We start from the raw sequence: 18,647 nt of genomic DNA, 5'->3' as shown, positions 1-18,647 counted from the left end.
AGACGGCAGAACGGAGACGGCGCGCGCGCCGATGCCCCGGACGCGGCCCTCCGCCTGTCGGTTCGCGCTCCGGGCCGGTCTCCGGGCTTGCGAGCGGAGTCGGCCCGAGATCGGACCGGTCTCCCGTACCGCGCCTTCCCGTGTCGGAACACAGTGGCGTCGTGCGGTACGTGTACTCGCTTACCGTTGCGGGGGCAGCTCCGGATTGACCGTCCTGGCGAACGCCAGAAGCGGGGACCGGATTCCCGTTTCAATCGCCGACCGTGTCGGCGATCACCTTGAGCGCGCGCATCTTAGCAGTGATGCACGGCGGGGACGCCACCGGGTTGGGTGCGGGCGCGGGGAGTCGCGGTGTCGCGGCCAACGCTCCGCGTGGCGCCCGGCCCCGCAGCGTCATCCCCGCGAAGGCAGGGATCCACAGCTCCACCGCGGCGTCAATCCGGAGTCTGCGATAGCCGCCTTCGCGGAATGACGCAGGCGAGGCCAGCAAACCCGTTCCGCGCCCAGCGCAGCCGCCGCCGGCCTCCCGGCCCCTTCAAATAGTGTGCCTTACCACCTTTCTACTACTTGCGTTAGGCAAGATTTGGCCGCTTTATTGACCGGTTGTTAGGTTCGTGTTAAATCCGGATGACATCGCTGTCATCCCCACCAAGGAGTCGTCATGCCCGTCCGCCGCACCTTCGCCGGTTTACGTCACCCTCTGGCCCTCGGCCTCCTGGTAGCGCTCGCCGCGCCGGTCCACGCGCAGGACGCGCCGCAAAGCGACCCCAAGACCCTGGACCAGGTCATCGTCACCGGCACCCGCGTCTCCGACCGCACCGTCGCCGAGTCCACCGCGCCGATCGACATCATCACCCCGGAAACCCTGGAAGCCACCGGCACCGTCGAGCTGGCCACCGCGCTCTCGCGCGCCCTGCCCTCGCTGAACTTCCCGCGCCCGGCCATCACCGACGGCACCGACGCGGTGCGTCCGGCGCAGTTGCGCGGCCTCGCCCCCGACCAGGTGCTGGTGCTGGTCAACGGCAAGCGCCGCCACACCACCGCACTGATCAACCTCAACGGCAGCCAGGGACGCGGCTCCTCGCCGGTCGATTTAAACGCGATTCCGATCGCCGCGATCGAACGGGTCGAAGTGCTGCGCGACGGCGCCTCGGCCCAGTACGGTTCCGACGCGATCGCCGGCGTCATCAACGTCGTGCTCAAGGGCAGCGGCACCGGCGGCAGCATCGCCGCGCGCTACGGCCAGTACAGCGCCGGCGACGGCAAGCAGTACCAGTTGTCCGGCGACACCGGCATCAAGCTCGGCGAAAACGGCTGGCTGCACCTGGCCGCGCAGGCCGGGCATCAGGATCAGACCAATCGCGCACGCCCGTTCCAGGGCCGCGTCGAACAGCGCTACGGCGATCCCGAAATCGACCAGGGCGCGTTCTCCTACAACGGCGAGTACAGCCCGACCGAATACCTGAGCTTCTATTCGTTCGGCAGCTACAGCGAACGCGACGTGCTGTCGAACGGCTACTTCCGTTTCGCCGGCGACCCGCGCAACATCCCGTCGATCTATCCGAACGGCTTCCTGCCGCAGATCCACAACGTCAGCAAGGACCGCGCCGCGGTGTTCGGCCTGCGCAGCGAAACCGCCGGCGGCACCCAGATCGACCTGAGCTACAACTACGGCCACAACGGCCTGACCTTCGACATCGAGAACACGCTCAACCGCAGCCTCGGCCCGACCTCGCCGACGCAGTTCTACGCCGGCGCGCTGGAAGTCACCCAGCACGTGCTCAACCTGGACTTCACCAAGTCGGTCGACTTCGGCTGGCAGTACCCGGTGACCTTCGCCTGGGGCGCGGAATGGCGCGGCGAAGAGTTCTCCGAACGCGCCGGCGAGCCGCTGTCCTACGCCAACGGCGGCATCGCCGCGCCGAACGGCCAGATCATCCCGGGCGCGCAGGTGTTCTCCGGTTTCCGCGCCAGCGACGCCGGCGACTTCGACCGCCACAGCTATTCGGTCTACATCGACGCCGAAGCCGACCTGACCGACAAGTTCTCCCTGGGCGCCGCCGCGCGTTACGAGACCTACAGCGATTTCGGCGAAACCACCTCGGGCAAGCTGTCCGGCCGCTACGCCTTCACCGACCAGGTCGCGCTGCGCGCCACCGCCTCGACCGGCTTCCGCGCGCCGTCGCTGCAGCAGCAGTTCTTCCAGTCGATCGCCACCAACTTCATCAGCGGCATTCCGTACGAAATCGGCACCTTCCGCGTCGACAACCCGGCCGCCGTCGCCCTGGGCTCGGAAGCGCTGAAGGCCGAGGAATCGACCAACTACAGCCTGGGCCTGGTGCTGCAGCCGGCCGACCAGCTCTACATCACCATCGATGCCTACAACATCCAGGTGAAGGACCGCATCCTGCTGTCGGAAAACCTGACCAGCACCGCGGTGCGCAACTACCTCAACGCCAACGGCTATCCCGGCATCGGCGGCGGCCGCTATTTCACCAACGCCGTCGACACCGACACCAAGGGCATCGACATCATCGCCACCTACGGCTGGGACCTCGGCTCGGGCAAGTTCAACCTCACCGCCGGCTACAACTATTCCAAGACCGAGATCGACACGATCGCGCCGAACCCGCCGCGCCTGGCGGCGATCGACCCGGCCGCGGTGCGCATCGGCCGCACCGAGATCGGCCGCATCACCAAGGGCGCGCCGCGCGACAAGTTCTTCCTCGCCGGCGACTGGAAGACCGGCAACTGGAACTTCACCGCCACCGCCACCCGCTACGGCGAGTTCACCGAGCTGCACGCGACCGATCCGCGCCAGGACCAGACCTTCGGCGACGAATGGACCCTGGACCTGGCCGCGACCTATCGCCTCAACAACTGGGACTTCACCATCGGCGGCGACAACGTGCTCGACGCCTACCCCGACGAGTCCAAGCTGGTGCGCGGCACCCGCAACTACCTGCCCTATAACACCGCTTCCCCGTTCGGCTTCAACGGCGCCTTCGGCTATGTCAAGGTCGGCTATAAGTGGTAAGGCGTAGCGGCGTGCAATTGCAGTGCTGCTTTGATTCGATTTGCTCCAGCTTCGCGGCTTTGCCGGTCAAGTGAAGACCCGTAGGGCGGCCCGCAGGGATGCGGGCCGCGTGCAAGCAGGCCATGGATGGCCTGTCTGGAGCATCCCTGCGCCGGCTTCGATCGCGCGGGCTGGTGCCCTTGCAGGGAGAAGCATTTTCTTTGGCGACTTTCTTTTGTTGCTTTGGACGGGGAAGTTACCCGCACCCTTTAGGGGCCGGAAGCTTTGCTGTTGCTCTCTGGCTTCTCCGTCTTATAGTCGGTGACGGCGCGAGAGGCGGCGCGGTCGCGACTCGCGTCGCTCCTGCCCTGGCGAAAGCGCGCCGCTTCGATGAATGACGTCGGCCTTGGCGCTTCTGCGCGTCCCGCGGTCGCGACTTACGTCGCTCCTACAGGGTAGAGCGCTCATCTTAAAAGCGGCACACACGACGACGGCCCGGATCGTCCGGCCCGTCGTTTTCGTCGACCCCAGTACATTCCCGACATCGGCCGATCGGCTATAAAGAGGGCCTCGCCGCTGCGGGCGCCAGCGATCGGTCCGGCCCAGCGGCCCCGCCGCGAATGCCCGAGGTGCCCGCCATGCGCTCGACCGTTGCGCTGTTGCTGTCCCTGGCGATTTCGAATGCCGTCGCCGCGCCCCCCAAGCGCGAACAGATCATGCTGCTGCAAGGCAAACCCGCCGGCCAGCAGATCGTCGAAACCACTCGCGACGGCGGCACCCGCGTCGAGTATCAATACAGCGACCGCGGCCGCGGGGATCATCTCAAGACCGAATGGACCCTCGACGCCTCCGGCATTCCGATCGAGTACAAGGGCAGCGGCCACAACTACCTGAAGGTGCCGGTCGATGAGACCTTCAGCCTGCGCGACGGTAAAGCGCGCTGGAAGAACGACAGCGAGCAAGGCGAGAAAACCCTGACCGCGCCGGCGTTCTTCCTGCCGCTCAACGCCACTCCGGAAATCCAGGGCGTGCTGGTACGCGCCTTGCTGAAAGCGCCCGAACGCAAGCTCGCCCTGCTGCCGGCCGGCGAAGCGCGACTCGACGCCGCCGGTACGCTCGACGTATCCACGGCCAAGGGGCCGGCGACCTTGTCGCTGTATCGCGTGTCCGGGCTGGACTACACGCCGGGTTCGGTCTGGCTGGACGCCGAGGGCCATACCGCGGCGCTGATCATGGCCTCGGGCTGGGTCTCGATTCTCTCGCCCGAGTACAAGGATTCGCTGGCCAAGCTGATCGAATTTCAGGAACGCGCTGGCGCCGACTGGTCGCTGAAGCTCGCGCGCGAACTGACTCACACCCCGAAAGGGCCCCTGCTGATCCGCAACGCGCGGCTGTACGACCCGCGCGACCTGTCGGTGACGCCGAACACCAGCGTCCTGGTCGAAGGCGAGCGCATCGTTCGCGTTGGCGCCGACGCGGCGCTCAAGCCGCCGGCCAACGCGGAGATCCTCGATGCCGGCGGCCGCTTCCTGATGCCCGGCCTGTGGGACGTGCACAAGCACTACGGCGACGCCGACGGCGCGATGGATATCGCCAACGGCGTCACCAGCAGCCGCGACGTCGCCAACAACACCGACGCCTTCCTCGACAAGGTCAAGCGCTTCGAGGCCGGCACCGAGATCGGTCCGCGCGTGCTCGCCGCCGGTTTCATCGACGGGCCAGGCCCCTACGCCGGTCCGACCAGGATGCTCGTCGACACGCCAGAGGAAGCGATCAAGGCGGTCGACTGGTACGCCGACCACGGCTACATGCAGATCAAGAGCTACTCTTCGCTCAAGCCCGAGCTGGTGCCGGTGATCGCCGACCGCGCCCATGCCCGCGGCCTGCGCTACAGCGGCCACGTGCCGGCCTTCATGTCGGCGCGCCAGTTCATCGAGGCCGGCGCCGACGAGTTGCAGCACATCCTGTTCGTCGAACTCAACTTCCTCTACCCGCGCGTGCAGGAGACCCGCACTATGGCGCGGCTGACCGAACCGGCCGCGCATGCCGCCGAGTTTCCGCCGGAGCGCGCCGAGGTGCGCGATTTCATCGCCTTCCTCAAGCGCACCCATACCGTGCTCGACCCGACCATGGGCATCGCCGAAGACCTGTTCGCCGGCGATCCGCAAAGCAAGATCCCACCCGGGCTCAAGACCGTCGCGCCGCGATTGCCGCCCCAGGCCCGGCGCAACCTGAGCTGGGGTTCGCTGAAGGTGCCGAAGGGCGAGGAACATGCCTACGCGCAGTCCTTCCCGACCATGCTGCGCGTGCTCAAGGCCCTGCACGACGCCGGCGTGACGATCCTGCCCGGCACCGACGCCCTGGCCGGCTACATGCTGCACGCCGAGTTGATCCTGTACGCCCGCGCCGGCATCGCCAACGCCGAAGTCCTGCGCCTGGCGACGTTGACCCCGGCGCAAGTGCTGGGCGTCGACAAGGACCGCGGCGTGATCGCACCCGGCAAGCTCGCCGACCTGGTGCTGATCGACGGCGACCCGATCCGGGACATGAACGACATCCGCAAGGTCGACGCCGTATTCAAGGGCGGCAAGCGCTACGACCCGGCGCAGATCGAGAAGGCGCTAGGGATCGTGCCACGCAAGGCGGCGCCGGCGGCGGCGAATTGAGTGGCGTTTAGGGTCACAGCAGGCTGCTGAGAAACCCGTCCAGCATGCCCCCGTTGCCGTTGCCGTTGCCGTTGCCGTTGCCGTTGCCGTTGCCGTGAAGATTTTGCTGTTGCCGTGCGTCGCGACGCACTAGCGAAGGCAGTCGAAGACCCGGAGGGCGGCCCGCATGGATGCGGGCCGTTTTTCATCGGGACAAGGATGTCCCGTATGAAAAATCCCCGCGTATGCACCGATCGTGCGGGCCTGTGATTCAAAACGAAAGCAACTTCTTTGGTTACTTTTTTTTGTTGCTTTAGACAAAAGAAAGTTACCCGCCGCTTTAGTGGCGGAAGCTTTGGGTTTGATCTTGATCCAGATATTGATCTTTCTTGAACACTGCGCCGCAAGACCGCTGCAGCGATGTCGCGGCTTGCGCCGCTCCTCCCCTGGCGAAAGCACATCGCTTCGGTGGCAATATCGGCCTTGGCGCCTTTGCGCGTTCCTTGGTCGCGACTCACGTCGCTCCTACAGAAGATAGATTCGCGCACCGGACCGATGCGGCGGGTCCAGGGTAGGAGCGGCGCAAGCCGCGACCACGACGCCTCACTTGCGCCGATGCCGGAGTCAGGCCGCCAGGGCAAGAGCGGCAGGCCAGGCCCAAAAACAAAGGCCCGCGAATCGCGGGCCTTTGTCGTCTAGCGCCAGCGGCGCCGACTGCGCCGGTCACCCCTTGCCGAACACCAACCGCCCACCCTCGGCATCGACACGAATCGTGTCGCCGCTGACGAACTCGCCGCTGAGGATCTTCTGCGCGAGCGGGTTCTCCAATTGCTGCTGCACCGCGCGCTTGAGCGGACGCGCGCCGTAAACCGGGTCGAAACCGACGTTGCCGATCAGGGCCAGGCCGGCATCCGACAGCGCCAGCCTGAGGCCGCGTTCGGCGAGGCGCTTTTCCAGGCCGTGCAGCTGGATCTTGGCGATCTCGCGAATCTGGCTCTTGTCGAGCGGGTGGAACACCACGATGTCGTCGAGGCGGTTGATGAACTCGGGACGGAAGTGCGCCTGCACTACGCCCATCACCGCCGCCTTCATCTGGGTGTAGCTCTCCGGCGTGTCGTCGGCATTGAGCTCCTGGATCATCTGCGAGCCCAGGTTCGAGGTCATCACGATCACCGTGTTGCGGAAATCGACGGTGCGGCCCTGGCCGTCGGTCAGGCGGCCGTCGTCGAGCACCTGCAACAGGATGTTGAACACGTCCGGATGCGCCTTCTCGACTTCGTCGAGCAGGATCACGCTGTACGGACGGCGGCGCACGGCCTCGGTCAGGTAACCGCCCTCTTCATAGCCGACATAGCCCGGAGGCGCGCCGACCAGGCGGCTGACCGCGTGCTTCTCCATGAACTCGCTCATGTCGATGCGGATCATCGCGTCGGCCGAGTCGAACAGGAATTCGGCCAGCGCCTTGCACAGCTCGGTCTTGCCCACGCCGGTCGGGCCGAGGAACAGGAACGAGCCGCTCGGGCGATTCGGGTCGGACAGACCGGCGCGCGAACGCCGCACCGCGTCGGACACCACCCGCACCGCTTCGTCCTGGCCGACCACGCGCGCGTGCAGCGCCTGTTCCATCTTCAACAGCTTGTCGCGCTCGCCTTCGAGCATCTTCGACACCGGAATGCCGGTCCAGCGCGCCACGACTTCGGCGATCTCCTCCGCGGTGACCTTGTCCTGCAGCAGCTTGAAGCCCTGGGTCTCGGCTTCCTGCGCGGCCTTGAGCTGCTTCTCCAGTTCCGGCAGCTTGCCGTACTGGATCTCGCTCATGCGCGCATAGTCCTGGGTGCGCTGGGCGGCCTCGAGATCGAGCTTGGCCTGCTCGATCTGCTCCTTGATCTTGGTCGCGCCCTGCAGAGTCGCCTTCTCGGCCTTCCAGATTTCCTCGAGGTCGTTGAACTCGCGCTCGAGCGTGGCGATCTCGGCTTCCAGATCGGCCAGACGCTGCTTGGACTCTGCGTCCTTCTCCTTCTTCAGCGCCTCGCGCTGGATCTTGAGCTGGATCAGCCGGCGTTCCTTGCGGTCGAGCTCCTCGGGCTTGGAGTCGATTTCCATGCGGATGCGCGAAGCGGCCTCGTCCATCAGGTCGATGGCCTTGTCGGGCAGTTGGCGGTCGGCGATGTAGCGATGCGACAGGGTCGCCGCGGCGACGATCGCCGGATCGGTGATCTCCACGCCGTGGTGCACGGCATAGCGCTCCTTGAGACCGCGCAGGATCGCGATGGTGTCCTCGACCGTCGGCTCGCCCACAAACACCTTCTGGAAGCGGCGTTCGAGCGCGGCGTCCTTCTCGACGTACTTGCGGTACTCGTCGAGCGTGGTCGCGCCGATGCAGTGCAGCTCGCCGCGTGCGAGCGCGGGCTTGAGCATGTTGCCGGCGTCCATCGCGCCCTCGGCCTTGCCGGCGCCGACCATGGTGTGCAGTTCGTCGATGAAGAGAATCACCTGGCCTTCGTTCTTGGCCAGATCGTTGAGCACCGCCTTCAGGCGCTCTTCGAATTCGCCGCGGAACTTGGCGCCGGCGATCAGCGCGCCCATGTCGAGCGACAGCACGCGCTTGCCGCGCAGGCCTTCGGGCACTTCGTTGTTGATGATGCGCTGGGCCAGGCCTTCGACGATGGCGGTCTTGCCGACGCCGGGTTCGCCGATCAGCACCGGGTTGTTCTTGGTCCGGCGCTGCAGCACCTGGATGGTGCGGCGGATCTCTTCGTCGCGACCGACCACCGGGTCGAGCTTGCCCGACTCGGCGCGCGCGGTCAGGTCGATGCAGTATTTTTCCAGCGCCTGGCGTTGTTCTTCCGCGTTTTCCGATTGCACGCTTTCGCCCCCGCGCAGTTTGTCGATGGCCGGTTCGAGCTTGGCCTTGGTGGCGCCGGCCGCCTTGAGCGCACGGCCGACTTCGCCGCCGTCGTCGAGCGCAGCGAGCAGGAACAACTCGCTGGCGATGAAGGCGTCGTTGCGTTGCTGCGCCAGTTTGTCGGTGACGTTGAGCAAGCGCGCGAGGTCGTTGCCGACCGAGACGTTGCCGGCCTGGCCCGACACCTTGGGCAGCTTTTCCAGCGCCTCGCCGAGGCGCTCGCGCAACAGCGGCACGTTGACCCCGGCCTGGGCCAGCAGCGGCCGGGTGCTGCCGCCGCTTTGTTCGAGCAGCGCGGTCAGCAGATGCGCCGGTTCGATGACGCTGTGGTCGCGCCCGACCGCGAGCGATTGCGCGTCCGACAAGGCCTGCTGGAAGCGCGAAGTAAGCTTGTCCATCCGCATGGGTGGTCCCTCCGAAGGTGTGGCGGCCCGGGCGCGAGTGTCGCGCCGCGGCCGCGAATGACCTGTTAATGCGGGCTGGAGGGGCCGATTCAAGGCGGGACGGGGTTTCCGGGGGCCGCCAGTTGGCCGGTCCGGCAACTGACTGCAAAAGCAAATCCCCCTTGCCGCCCCTTTTCCAAAGGGGGGTACTGCGGAACGCACAGGGGAATCTCGTCCGGCAGCGTGGCGCTGCCCGACGCCCCCTTTGCAAAGGGGGCGAGCGCCCGGTGTTGGTCCGGAGCCTGATCGACGCCATAGCGCGGGGGATTTGCTTTGGGTCGCGCTATGGCGACTCAGCAAAGCAAAAGCAAATCCCCCTGCCCCCCTTTTTCAAAGGGGGGATCTGCTTGCCCGGTGTTCCGGGGGCGACAGAAATCGGTATGGAACCGAGGATCAAACCAGAGAGGATCAGACCAGGCTGTTCGGCTGCAGGATCTCGACCCAATACCCGTCCGGGTCCTTGATGAAGGCGATGTTCTTCATGCGACCGTCGCTGAGGCGTTTCTGGAAAGCGACGCCGAGTTGCTCGAAGCGCGCGCAGGCGGCTTCGATGTCGGGCACCGACACGCAGATGTGGCCGAAGCCGCGCGGGTCGCTGTTGCCGTCGTGGTAGGCGAAATCCGCGTCGTCCTCGGTGCCGTGGTTGTGGGTCAGTTCGAGCACGCCGCGCTGGCTCAGCAGCCATTCGCCGCGCGCGGGTTCTTCGGCCGGGATCTGCGCCGGGTCGGCCACGAGCACCAGGAAGTACAGGCTGAACTTGGCGTCGGCGAAGTCGCGCTTGCGCACCAGGGTGAAGCCGAGCACGCGGGTGTAGAAGTCCAGCGAGCGGCGCGGGTCTTTCACCCGCAGCATGGTGTGGTTGAAGACGAAGTCGCGGGTGGCGGCTTCCGGGTGTGCGGTCACGCCGGGGACGGCGTCGAGTTCGTTCTGCAGGGACATGGCGTGGGCCGGTTCAGAGGGGAATGGACGATTTGCGGGCAGCTCCGTCCGCTCTCAAGCCTGCGGCTCGGCCGGCACGGCATTGCGCTGCAAAGACAGCAGGCCCAGCAAAACCGCCAGGCCGACATAGGCGCCGATGAATTGCAGGGCGATCGTGCGCTGCAGCCCTTCCAGGGCCCACGGCAGGTAGATGCCGCCGCGCGGGTCGACCGAATGGATGATGCCGAACAGGCTCAAGGCCGCGCCGACCAGCAGGAATACGGCGGCGCGGCGCAGGCGGCCGTCGACCATCGCCGCGACCGCAGAGGTCCAGATCATCGACGTCATGATGAAGCCGTTACCGAGAGTCACGATCACCGCCAGTTCCGGCAGCCCATGGCCGTCGAGCGCGTTCATCAGCTGGGCGTGGTGATCCGGGGCGATCCAGCCCGGGTTGCCGGTCTTGATCGCCAGCATGTAGGCCACCGACGGCAGGAAGCCGAACACCATCGCGGTCGCATGCTTGCTCGGGGTGGCCTGGAAGGCCTGGGTGGTGATGTCGAGGGCGACGTAGACGATGATCGGCGCGAGCACTGCGAGCGGCAGCCACTGCACCAGCCCGGAGACGATGCCGAGGATGCCGCCGAGACCGATGAACAAGCCGGTCAACAAGGTGTAGCCGCTGCGCGCGCCCATGTGCTTGTAGGCGGGCTGGCCGATGTAGGGCGTGGTCTGGGCGACGCCGCCGCAGAAACCGGCGACCAGGGTCGAGAAGGCCTCGGCCAGCAAGATGTCGCGGGTGCGGTAATCGTCGCCCGCGGCGCGCGCGCTTTCGCTGACGTTGATGCCGCCGACCACCATCAGCAAGCCGAACGGCAACAACAGCGGCAAATAAGGTTTCGTATAAGCCAGGCCGTCGATGAAGCCCAGGCTCGGCCACGGCAGCACGAAACGCAGCGGCGACGGCTCGGGCCACGCGAAGCCGGGCGCTCCCAGCCCGATCGCCCCGAAGCCGTAATACAACAAAGTGCCGAACACGAACGCCAGGAACACCCCCGGCAACTTCACCGGCAGCCGTCCCTTCGCGATCAACACGTACAGCAACAGCCCCAGCGTGATGAAGCCCACCATCGGCGAGCGCAGGGTCTCGATCAGCGGCAGGAAGCCCATCAGCACCAGGGCGACACCGGCGATCGAACCGAGCAGGCCGGCGCGCGGGATCAGCCGGGTGACGGTATCGCCGGCGAACGACAGCACGAACTTGAGCACGCCCATGACCACCAGCGAGGCCATGCCGAGGTGCCAGGTGGCCATCGCCGCGGCCTGCTCGTCCATGCCCTGCTGCTTGAAACCGACGAAGGCCGGGCCGAGCACCAGCAAGGCCATGCCGATGCTGGTCGGCGCATCCAGGCCCAGCGGCATTGCGGTGACGTCGTCGCGGCTGCTCTTGGCCGCGAGGCGCCGCGCCATGAAGGTGTAGATCAGGTTGCCGACCAGCACGCCGAAGGCGGTGCCCGGGAACATGCGCGTGTAGATGACGTCGGCCGGGAAACCGAAGATGCCGATCAGCGCCGCGGAGATGAAACCCAGGATCGACAGGTTGTCGACGACCAGACCGAAGAAGCCGTTGAGATCGCCGGCCACCAACCAAGAGCGCTGCTTACGCGGGGTATCGGCGTTCATCGGCCGCGTCCCCCATCCGGACCACCCGCGGGGACCGCCCGATCGGAACCCGGAGCCAAGCGCTGGTGCTCTACGTGCCCCGCGCTACCGGCAAATGCCGCCTGACGAAAAAAGACCGCTAAACGATTGTCGGAAAAATAGAAACACAGGGCTGACGGAATAGGGTTCATGGCACTCATCGAAGCTACTCGGGACGCAGGAATGGGCGCTTCCGTGCCGGCGGCTCTGCGATCCGTTCGCAACAGCGAGTGTGCCGCCAATCGGCCGGCTTGGGGCGGTGCGAAGGAGGCGAATGGGTTATCGGCTCATGCCGCAACGCACCGGCGAAACTCGCCGCCACGACGGAGGCCGGACTTGGGCTCAATCCTCGACGTCCAGCCAGCCCCGATAGCGCACCAGCAGGCCGATGACCGGCAACCGCGCGCCGACATCGAAGTGGTAGCGCCCGTCGCGCTCGAATTCGCGCGCACGCACGCCGGCGAACCAGCCCGACGGCAGCGGCAGGCCGAGCGCGCGCACCCGCATCAGTCGCCACGACAGGCCCGGATCGTCCATCTCCGATTCGGCCTTATCGCCCGCAGCGCCCATCGGCTCGTCGGCCAGTTGGGCCGGCATCACCGCCGAGGACACCGTCACCTGCGTACCGGCGCCGAGCGACATCACCCCCGAGGCGGCCGCATCGGGCAGCTCGCCGACCAGTTCCAGCGCGAACGCGAAGCGCATCGGTCCCAGACGTTCGTATACCAGGCCGTCGCGTTCGACCAGCCGCGAGCGCATCGCCGACGTGCCGAAGCGCCGGGTCCAGGTCCCGCCGCGCGCGTGGGCGTCGATCTCGACCTCGATCGGCCCGGCATGCGCCCTGGGCAGGCGGGCGATGCGCGCGAACAGCCGCGAGCACAACCCGCGGCCGCGCTCGACCTGGGCCTCGCCGCGATAGACCCGGCGCCCGCCGCGGCCGTGCAGCAGCCGCAGGGTCCGCGGCAGGAACACGAAACGCACCCCCAGCGCGCGCGGGTACATGCCTTCGCGCGCGCCTATCGCCGCCTCGACCGATGCCGACGCCCGGTGGACTGCCTGGTTTCGCATCACAGCCCGCGCAGATCGTCCGGCACCGCGTACTCGCGGCCGTCGTAGGCCAGGCGCACGCTGCTCTTCTTGGTTGGGCCGGGCAGCTCGTTGCAGTCCTTGTCGTCGAGTTCGTTGCGGGTGCTTTCCTCGATGCTGTTGATGCGCAGGCCGGCGTAACCATGGTCGCGCTTGGCGTCGATCGCGACAGTGCGCTGCACGTTCTCGAATTCGCCGGCGCAGTTGGTGTCCCATTCGCCGCGCTCTTTCGACACTTCGAGCTTGCTCAGCACCGGCCGCAGGGCGGCGCCGTCGGCGACGTACAGATTCATCACCGTGCTGCCGTAGGGGTTGGCGCGCGACGAACCGGTGTAGCCGATCCGCACGCCGAAGGCGGTGGTGCTTTCGTTGAGGCGGTAACGCGCGGTATCCAGGGTCACCGAGCTGATCCGCACCGCATCGGACTGCAGCGCTCCGTCTTCGCGGTAACGCTGCAGGATGCGCGGGCGCGCCGAATCGGCGACCAGCACTTCCAGGTCGGCGGTCTCGCTGTCCATACCGGTCGCCGCGTCATGCCGCAGCCGCACCGCCAGCAGGGTCTTGTCCGGCGAGGCCGGCCAGACCTTGCAGGCCACCTCGCCGAGGTTGATCCAGCGCGTGGGCGAGCCGGCGGTGCGCAGCAGCTCGCCCTCGTCGCCGGTTTCGCCGGTGCTGCCGGGGTACGCCGCCCGCAGCAGATCGTAAACGCGCGACTGGCAATCCGCCGCCGCGGCGTCGGCGCAGAACGCGCCGGTGCAGAGCAGCGCGCCGAGGGATAAAGACAGGGACAGGACCGTCCGTTGGGCCATGAGAGTCATCATTGCATCCAGATGAGGGTCGCCATGCGGCCGGTGCGGCGGTCGCGGCGATGGGAATAGAAGCGGTCGGGTTCGGAAATCGTGCACAACCCGCCGCCGTGGATATGATCGGCCGCCAGGCCGGCCTGCGCCAGACGCATCCGCGCCAGGGCGTACAGATCGACCCGCCAATGCTCCGGGCGGGTGGCGACGAAGGCCGAGGCCGCTTGGGCATCGGCGGCGACGAAGGCCTCGCGCACCTCGGCGCCGATTTCGTAGCGCTGCGGCCCCGCCGCCGGGCCCAGCCAGGCGCGCAGGCGCCCCGGCGTGGTGCGCATCGCCGCGACCGTCGCCTCCAGCACTCCACCGGCCAAGCCGCGCCAACCCGCGTGGGCGGCGCCGACTTCGCTGCCGTCTTCGGCGGCGAACAACACCGGCAGGCAATCGGCGGTGAGGATCGCGAGCACGGTGCCGGGGCTGGAAGTCACCGAGGCATCGCCGACCGGTTCCTCGTCGCCGTGGCCGCGGCCGTCGAAACGCACGACCTCGATGCCGTGCACCTGATGCAGCCAGCGCGGCGGCGACGGCAGGCCGGCGTGTTCGATCAACAGCTCGCGATTGCGCGTCACCGCGGCCGGGTCGTCGCGATCGCTGCCGTAGCGGGTGCCCAGGTTGAAGCGGTCGAACGGCGCCTGCGACACGCCGAGGCCGGCGCGCAGCGTGGTGAACCCGTGCACCGACCCGGCCATCGGCCACTGGGCATCGATCCACGGCGCGGCGGCGCCCTCGCTCATCGCCCGGCCTCGGCCGCGGCGCGGGTGTCGGCGCCGAGCTCGGCGACCAGATGGCGCAGGTCGGCCGGCACCGGCGCGGTGCAGCGGATCGGCTCGCCGCTGACCGGGTGGACGAACTCCAGCGTCTCGGCATGCAGGGCCTGGCGCTTGAAGCCGCGCAGGGCCTCGACCAGGCCGTCGGTGGCGCCCTTGGGCAGCTTGAGCGGGCCGCCGTACAGCGGGTCGCCGACGATCGGGTGCTTCAGGTGCGCCATGTGCACGCGGATCTGGTGGGTGCGCCCGGTTTCCAGGCGGCATTCGAGCAGGGTGTGAGCGCGGAAGCGCTCGCGCAGGCGGAAGTGGGTGACCGCGTCGCGGCCGTCCTCGCGCACCGCCATGCGCAGGCGATCGCGCGGGTGGCGGTCGATCGGCGCGTTGGCGGTGCCGCCGGAGACCAGCGCGCCGACCACCACCGCGAGGTACTGGCGATGCACTTCGCGCGCCGACAGCTGCTCGACCAGCGAGGTATGCGCCGGCAGGGTGCGGGCCACGACCATGACCCCGGAGGTGTCCTTGTCGAGGCGATGGACGATGCCGGCCCGCGGCAGGGTGGCCAGGCCGGGATCGCGGTGCAGCAGGGCATTGACCAGGGTGCCGGCGTGGTTGCCGGCGCCGGGATGGACGACCAGCCCGGCCGGCTTGTCGAGGACGATCACGTCGGCGTCCTCGTACAGCACGTCCAGGGCGATGTCCTCGGCCTCGGCGCGGGTCTGGATGTCGAGGACGACGGTCAGCTCGACCGACTCCCCGCCCTGGACCGGATCGCGCGGACGCACCTCGCGGCCGTTCAGGCGCGCGTCGCCGGACTTGATCCAGGTGGCCAGGCGCGAGCGCGAATAATCGGGGAACAGTTCGGCCAGAACCGCATCGAAGCGGCGCCCGGCGGCGCTGTCGGGCACGGTGGCGGTGAGGGTCTGGCGGGGCTCGGTCATCGGAGGGGTCTATACGGCGGCGGGGAGACGGGATCGGTTAAGGGGCACGACCCGCGGACTGCTATTATCGGCGCTTCGTGCCTCCGGCGCCCGTCGATGCCTGCCATGACTGTACGTTTTGCCCCTTCCCGCGGACTTGTTCGCCTGTTTTGCCTGCTGTTGATCGTGGTTTTCGCCGCCTCCGGCTGCAGCCGCGTCGGCAAGATGTTCAAAAAGGACAAAGACGCGGACGAAGGCCAGCCGGTCGAGGCCATCTACCAGAAGGCCCACGGCTCGATGGTCAACGGCAACTGGGCCTCGGGCGAGGCGAGCTTCAAGCGCCTGGTCGCCCAGTATCCCTACGGCCCCTACACCGAGCAGGCCCTGATCGAAACGGCCTATGCCCAGTACAAGTCGGGCAAGCACGACGACGCGATCAGCAGCATCGACCGCTTCATCCGCACCTATCCGACCCACCGCAACATCGCCTATCTGTACTACCTGCGCGGGTTGGTGAACTCCAGCCGCGACACGGTGTTCCTGCAGCGGGTCTGGCGCCTGGACGTCAGCCGCCGCGACCTGTCGACGCCGATGCAGGCCTACAACGATTTCCTAGCGGTGGTCGAGCGCTACCCGAACAGCCGCTACGCCGAGGACGCGCGCAAGCGCATGCTCGCCCTGCGCGACACCTTCGCCCGCCACGAACTCGACGTGTCGCTGTATTACCTGCGCCGCACCGCCTTCGTGGCCTCGGCCGACCGCGCCAAGTACCTGCTCGAGACCTATCCGCAGAGCCGCTACCAGAACGATGCGGTCGCGGTGCTGATGAAGGCCTACGAAGGCCTGGGCAACCAGACCCTCGCCGCCGACGCCAAGCGCGTGCTGCAGCAGAACGACGCCACTCATCCGGCGCTGTCGGAAGACTGGCCGGACTACCCGAGCAACCTGCGCAAGCTCAACCCGTTCGCGGGCGAGAAGTCGGCGGTCGACAACCGCGACCGCGACGAAGAAAAGCGCAAGCAGTAAGCGCCCGCTTCGCAACGCAGCACGAACGAAAACGCCGCCCTCGGGCGGCGTTTTTTGTGGGCCGGGGGTTACCGCCCCTGCGGAACGCTACGCGATCAACCGACGTAACCGTTGGTGATCGGGTAGCGACGCTCGCGACCGAACGCGCGCCGCGAGACCTTCGGCCCCGGCGCGGCCTGGTGCCGCTTCCATTCGCTGATACGCACCAGTCGCAGCACCTTGTCGACCGTGGCCGGGTCGTAACCGGCCGCTACGATCTCGTCGCGCGACTGTTCCTGATCGACGTGGCGCAGCAGGATCGCGTCGAGCACGTCGTAGGGCGGCAGCGAGTCCTGGTCCTTCTGGTTTTCGCGCAGCTCGGCCGAGGGCGGACGGTCGATCACCGCCCACGGGATGACCGGCGCGCCGGCGACCGCGTTGCGCCAGCGCGAGAGCGCGAACACCTCGGTCTTGTACAGGTCCTTGATCGGCGCATAGCCGCCGCACATGTCGCCGTAGATGGTGGCGTAACCGACCGCGTATTCGCTCTTGTTGCCGGTGGTCAGCAGCAGGCCTCCGAACTTGTTGCTCATCGCCATCAACAGCGCGCCGCGGGTGCGCGACTGCAGGTTTTCCTCGGTGACGTCCACCGCCTTGTCGGCGAACACCTCGGCCAAGGTGTCCAGATAGCCCTGGAACGGCTTCTCGATCGGCAGCGCCAGCAGGCGCACGCCCTGGCTCGCGCATTGCTCGGCGGCCAGGTCGTTGGACAGGTCGGCGGTGTAGCGCGAGGGCATGCGCACCGCGACGACGTTCTGCGGGCCCAGCGCATCGACCGCGATGGCCATCACCAGCGAGGAATCGATGCCGCCCGACAGCCCCAGCCAGACCTTGTCGAAGCCGTTCTTGCGGCAATAGTCGCGAGTGCCGCGAACCACCGCGCGCCAGGCCAGGGCATCGCGCCCTTCGTCCGGTTCGGCCGGCCAGTCCACCGGCACGAAGCTGCGGTCCTCGTCGCGGTAGTCGGCGACCAGCCAGTGGTCCTCGAACGCGCTCGCGGCCGGATGCACCTGGCCGTTGCCGTCGGCGAGCACCGAGGCGCCGTCGAAGACCAGGGCGTCCTGGCCGCCGACGACGTTGAGATAGGCCAGCGCCACCCCGGTTTCCTTGGCCCGCAGTTCCAGCAGGGCGTCGCGCTGGGCGTGCTTGTCGCGCTCGAACGGCGAGGCGTTCGGCACCAGCACCAGCCCGGCGCCGGCGGCAGCGGTCGCGGCGAGCGGCTCGGCGAACCACAGGTCCTCGCAGATCACCAGGCCGACGCAGACGCCCTTGACCTCGAACACGCAGGCCTCGCCGTCGGGGTCGACATCGAAATAACGGCGCTCGTCGAACACCGCGTAATTGGGCAGCTCGCGCTTGCGGTAGGTCGCCTCGACCCGTCCGTCGCGCAGCACGCTGGCGGCGTTGTAGACCACCGCGCCTGCGGCCTGCGGCCAGCCCACCACCGCGACAATCCCGCGCGCGGCCTGGGCGATCCGCTCCAGCGCTGCCTCGCAATCGGCGAGGAAGCTGGGACGCAGCAGCAGGTCTTCCGGCGGATAACCGCTGACCGCGAGTTCGGGAAACAGCACCACCTCGGCGCCGTGGCGGTCGCGCGCCTCGACGATCATCGCCGCGATGCGTTCGGCGTTCTTTTCGACCGCGCCGACCGGGAAGTCGAACTGGGCCATGGCGATGCGCAGGGTCTTGGACATTCGGCGGTTCTCGTTGCGACTGGTCAGTCGTGCCAAGCTTCAGTCGTGGGTGTAGCCAGCCTCGCGTTGAGCGCGGATGGCGATGATCAAAACGGTGTCGAACTCGCCGAGATGGCGGTACAGGGCGACGTATCCATGCGCATCGTGGCCGACGATCAGTTCGCGCAGATCCCCGGCGAGCGAGCGCCCGATCAGGGGATTGTCGGTCAACACGTCGACCGCGTGCAGGATGCCGTCGACACGCTGTTCTCGCTGCGCGGCCTCATGCCGGTCCAGATGATCGAGAATCCGCGCGAAATCCTCCGCCAATCCGGGCGACAGGACGATTCGGGTCACGGCTCGCGCCCGAAAGTCTTCTTGGCGGGCAAGGCCGGACGTTCTCCCTGGGCGCGGCGCGCGAGGTACTCACGCATGTCCTCCCAGGCGAACACCTGTCCGTCGGCGACGAAGGCCTGCCAACGACGCTCGGCCTCGTCGACGAAATCGCGGCGGCGCTCGGCTTCGCCGACCTTCTCCTCGAGCGCTCCGAGGATGAACCCATGCGGCGTGGTGCCGCTGCGTTCCGCGGCGCGGGCGATGCGCGCCTTGAGCTCTTCGGTCAAGCGAATCGTGGTGGTGGACATGGCGTCCTCG

The 18,647-nt window shown here is 67.6% G+C and carries 13 protein-coding genes and 1 riboswitch; of the genes, 3 read left to right on the top strand and 10 right to left on the bottom strand.

Going from position 1 to position 18,647, the window contains the following annotated elements:
• Nucleotides 1-55: 55 nt before the first annotated feature.
• Nucleotides 56-296: riboswitch (cobalamin riboswitch) on the bottom strand.
• Between the two features lie 365 nt (nucleotides 297-661).
• Nucleotides 662-3,037 (top strand): TonB-dependent receptor plug domain-containing protein, encoded by a 2,376-nt coding sequence (locus ACSAMQ_RS01460; RefSeq protein ID WP_435393939.1) that lies wholly within the window; start codon nucleotides 662-664, stop codon nucleotides 3,035-3,037.
• A 617-nt stretch (nucleotides 3,038-3,654) separates the two neighbouring features.
• Nucleotides 3,655-5,682 carry an amidohydrolase family protein gene (locus ACSAMQ_RS01455; RefSeq protein ID WP_435393938.1) on the top strand — a complete coding sequence of 676 codons (2,028 nt, stop codon included), beginning with the start codon at nucleotides 3,655-3,657 and terminating at the stop codon, nucleotides 5,680-5,682.
• A 702-nt stretch (nucleotides 5,683-6,384) separates the two neighbouring features.
• Here ACSAMQ_RS01455 and clpB read toward each other — a convergent pair.
• From clpB to rluD, 7 genes are all read right to left on the bottom strand, one after another.
• Nucleotides 6,385-8,970 carry an ATP-dependent chaperone ClpB gene (gene clpB / locus ACSAMQ_RS01450; RefSeq protein WP_435393937.1) on the bottom strand — a complete coding sequence of 862 codons (2,586 nt, stop codon included), beginning with the start codon at nucleotides 8,968-8,970 and terminating at the stop codon, nucleotides 6,385-6,387.
• A gap of 447 nt (nucleotides 8,971-9,417) precedes the next feature.
• On the bottom strand, nucleotides 9,418-9,948 hold the full coding sequence (gene gloA, locus ACSAMQ_RS01445; protein ID WP_435393936.1) for a lactoylglutathione lyase: 531 nt from the start codon (nucleotides 9,946-9,948) through the stop codon (nucleotides 9,418-9,420).
• A 54-nt stretch (nucleotides 9,949-10,002) separates the two neighbouring features.
• Nucleotides 10,003-11,610, bottom strand: coding sequence for a hypothetical protein (locus ACSAMQ_RS01440; protein WP_435393935.1), 1,608 nt, complete (start codon nucleotides 11,608-11,610; stop codon nucleotides 10,003-10,005).
• A 360-nt stretch (nucleotides 11,611-11,970) separates the two neighbouring features.
• Nucleotides 11,971-12,696 (bottom strand): DUF4166 domain-containing protein, encoded by a 726-nt coding sequence (locus tag ACSAMQ_RS01435; protein ID WP_435393934.1) that lies wholly within the window; start codon nucleotides 12,694-12,696, stop codon nucleotides 11,971-11,973.
• Entirely contained in the window at nucleotides 12,696-13,523 is an 828-nt protein-coding gene (locus tag ACSAMQ_RS01430; protein ID WP_435393933.1) for a hypothetical protein, read from the bottom strand. Before ACSAMQ_RS01430 ends, ACSAMQ_RS01435 begins: the two co-directional genes overlap by 1 nt.
• An 8-nt stretch (nucleotides 13,524-13,531) precedes the next feature.
• A complete protein-coding gene (gene pgeF, locus ACSAMQ_RS01425) occupies nucleotides 13,532-14,305 on the bottom strand; it encodes a peptidoglycan editing factor PgeF (protein WP_435393932.1) in 774 nt (257 codons plus the stop codon).
• On the bottom strand, nucleotides 14,302-15,276 hold the full coding sequence (gene rluD / locus ACSAMQ_RS01420; protein ID WP_435393931.1) for a 23S rRNA pseudouridine(1911/1915/1917) synthase RluD: 975 nt from the start codon (nucleotides 15,274-15,276) through the stop codon (nucleotides 14,302-14,304). Before rluD ends, pgeF begins: the two co-directional genes overlap by 4 nt.
• A 105-nt stretch (nucleotides 15,277-15,381) precedes the next feature.
• On the opposite strand from rluD, the gene ACSAMQ_RS01415 reads away from it, so the two are divergent.
• Nucleotides 15,382-16,281 carry an outer membrane protein assembly factor BamD gene (locus ACSAMQ_RS01415; protein ID WP_435393930.1) on the top strand — a complete coding sequence of 300 codons (900 nt, stop codon included), beginning with the start codon at nucleotides 15,382-15,384 and terminating at the stop codon, nucleotides 16,279-16,281.
• A 95-nt stretch (nucleotides 16,282-16,376) separates the two neighbouring features.
• Here ACSAMQ_RS01415 and ACSAMQ_RS01410 read toward each other — a convergent pair whose 3' ends face one another.
• The 3 genes from ACSAMQ_RS01410 to ACSAMQ_RS01400 are packed head-to-tail and all read right to left on the bottom strand — an operon-like array spanning nucleotide 16,377 to nucleotide 18,637.
• Nucleotides 16,377-18,014, bottom strand: a complete 1,638-nt coding sequence (locus ACSAMQ_RS01410) for an NAD+ synthase (RefSeq protein ID WP_435393929.1) — start codon at nucleotides 18,012-18,014, stop codon at nucleotides 16,377-16,379.
• Between the two features lie 39 nt (nucleotides 18,015-18,053).
• Entirely contained in the window at nucleotides 18,054-18,350 is a 297-nt protein-coding gene (locus ACSAMQ_RS01405) for a type II toxin-antitoxin system RelE/ParE family toxin (protein ID WP_435393928.1), read from the bottom strand.
• Complete coding sequence (locus tag ACSAMQ_RS01400; protein ID WP_435393927.1) at nucleotides 18,347-18,637, bottom strand: CopG family ribbon-helix-helix protein; 291 nt, start codon at nucleotides 18,635-18,637, stop codon at nucleotides 18,347-18,349. Before ACSAMQ_RS01400 ends, ACSAMQ_RS01405 begins: the two co-directional genes overlap by 4 nt.
• Between the last annotated feature and the right edge of the window lie 10 nt (nucleotides 18,638-18,647).

It is taken from the genome of Lysobacter sp. 1R34A, from assembly GCF_051217035.1.
Classification (GTDB): Bacteria; Pseudomonadota; Gammaproteobacteria; order Xanthomonadales; family Xanthomonadaceae; genus Lysobacter.
Note: the sequence above shows the minus strand (reverse complement) of the source record. Positions and strands in the feature narration are given on the sequence as shown.

Excerpts from the sequence above, each read along its gene's own strand:
- ACSAMQ_RS01440 (WP_435393935.1), bottom strand. The coding sequence starts at position 11,610 with ATGAACGCCGATACCCCGCGTAAGCAGCGCTCTTGGTTGGTGGCCGGC.
- rluD (WP_435393931.1), bottom strand. The coding sequence starts at position 15,276 with ATGACCGAGCCCCGCCAGACCCTCACCGCCACCGTGCCCGACAGCGCC.
- ACSAMQ_RS01415 (WP_435393930.1), top strand. The coding sequence starts at position 15,382 with ATGACTGTACGTTTTGCCCCTTCCCGCGGACTTGTTCGCCTGTTTTGC.
- clpB (WP_435393937.1), bottom strand. The coding sequence starts at position 8,970 with ATGCGGATGGACAAGCTTACTTCGCGCTTCCAGCAGGCCTTGTCGGAC.
- ACSAMQ_RS01430 (WP_435393933.1), bottom strand. The coding sequence starts at position 13,523 with ATGGCCCAACGGACGGTCCTGTCCCTGTCTTTATCCCTCGGCGCGCTG.
- ACSAMQ_RS01400 (WP_435393927.1), bottom strand. The coding sequence starts at position 18,637 with ATGTCCACCACCACGATTCGCTTGACCGAAGAGCTCAAGGCGCGCATC.
- gloA (WP_435393936.1), bottom strand. The coding sequence starts at position 9,948 with ATGTCCCTGCAGAACGAACTCGACGCCGTCCCCGGCGTGACCGCACAC.
- ACSAMQ_RS01460 (WP_435393939.1), top strand. The coding sequence starts at position 662 with ATGCCCGTCCGCCGCACCTTCGCCGGTTTACGTCACCCTCTGGCCCTC.
- ACSAMQ_RS01455 (WP_435393938.1), top strand. The coding sequence starts at position 3,655 with ATGCGCTCGACCGTTGCGCTGTTGCTGTCCCTGGCGATTTCGAATGCC.
- ACSAMQ_RS01410 (WP_435393929.1), bottom strand. The coding sequence starts at position 18,014 with ATGTCCAAGACCCTGCGCATCGCCATGGCCCAGTTCGACTTCCCGGTC.
- ACSAMQ_RS01435 (WP_435393934.1), bottom strand. The coding sequence starts at position 12,696 with ATGCGAAACCAGGCAGTCCACCGGGCGTCGGCATCGGTCGAGGCGGCG.
- pgeF (WP_435393932.1), bottom strand. The coding sequence starts at position 14,305 with ATGAGCGAGGGCGCCGCCGCGCCGTGGATCGATGCCCAGTGGCCGATG.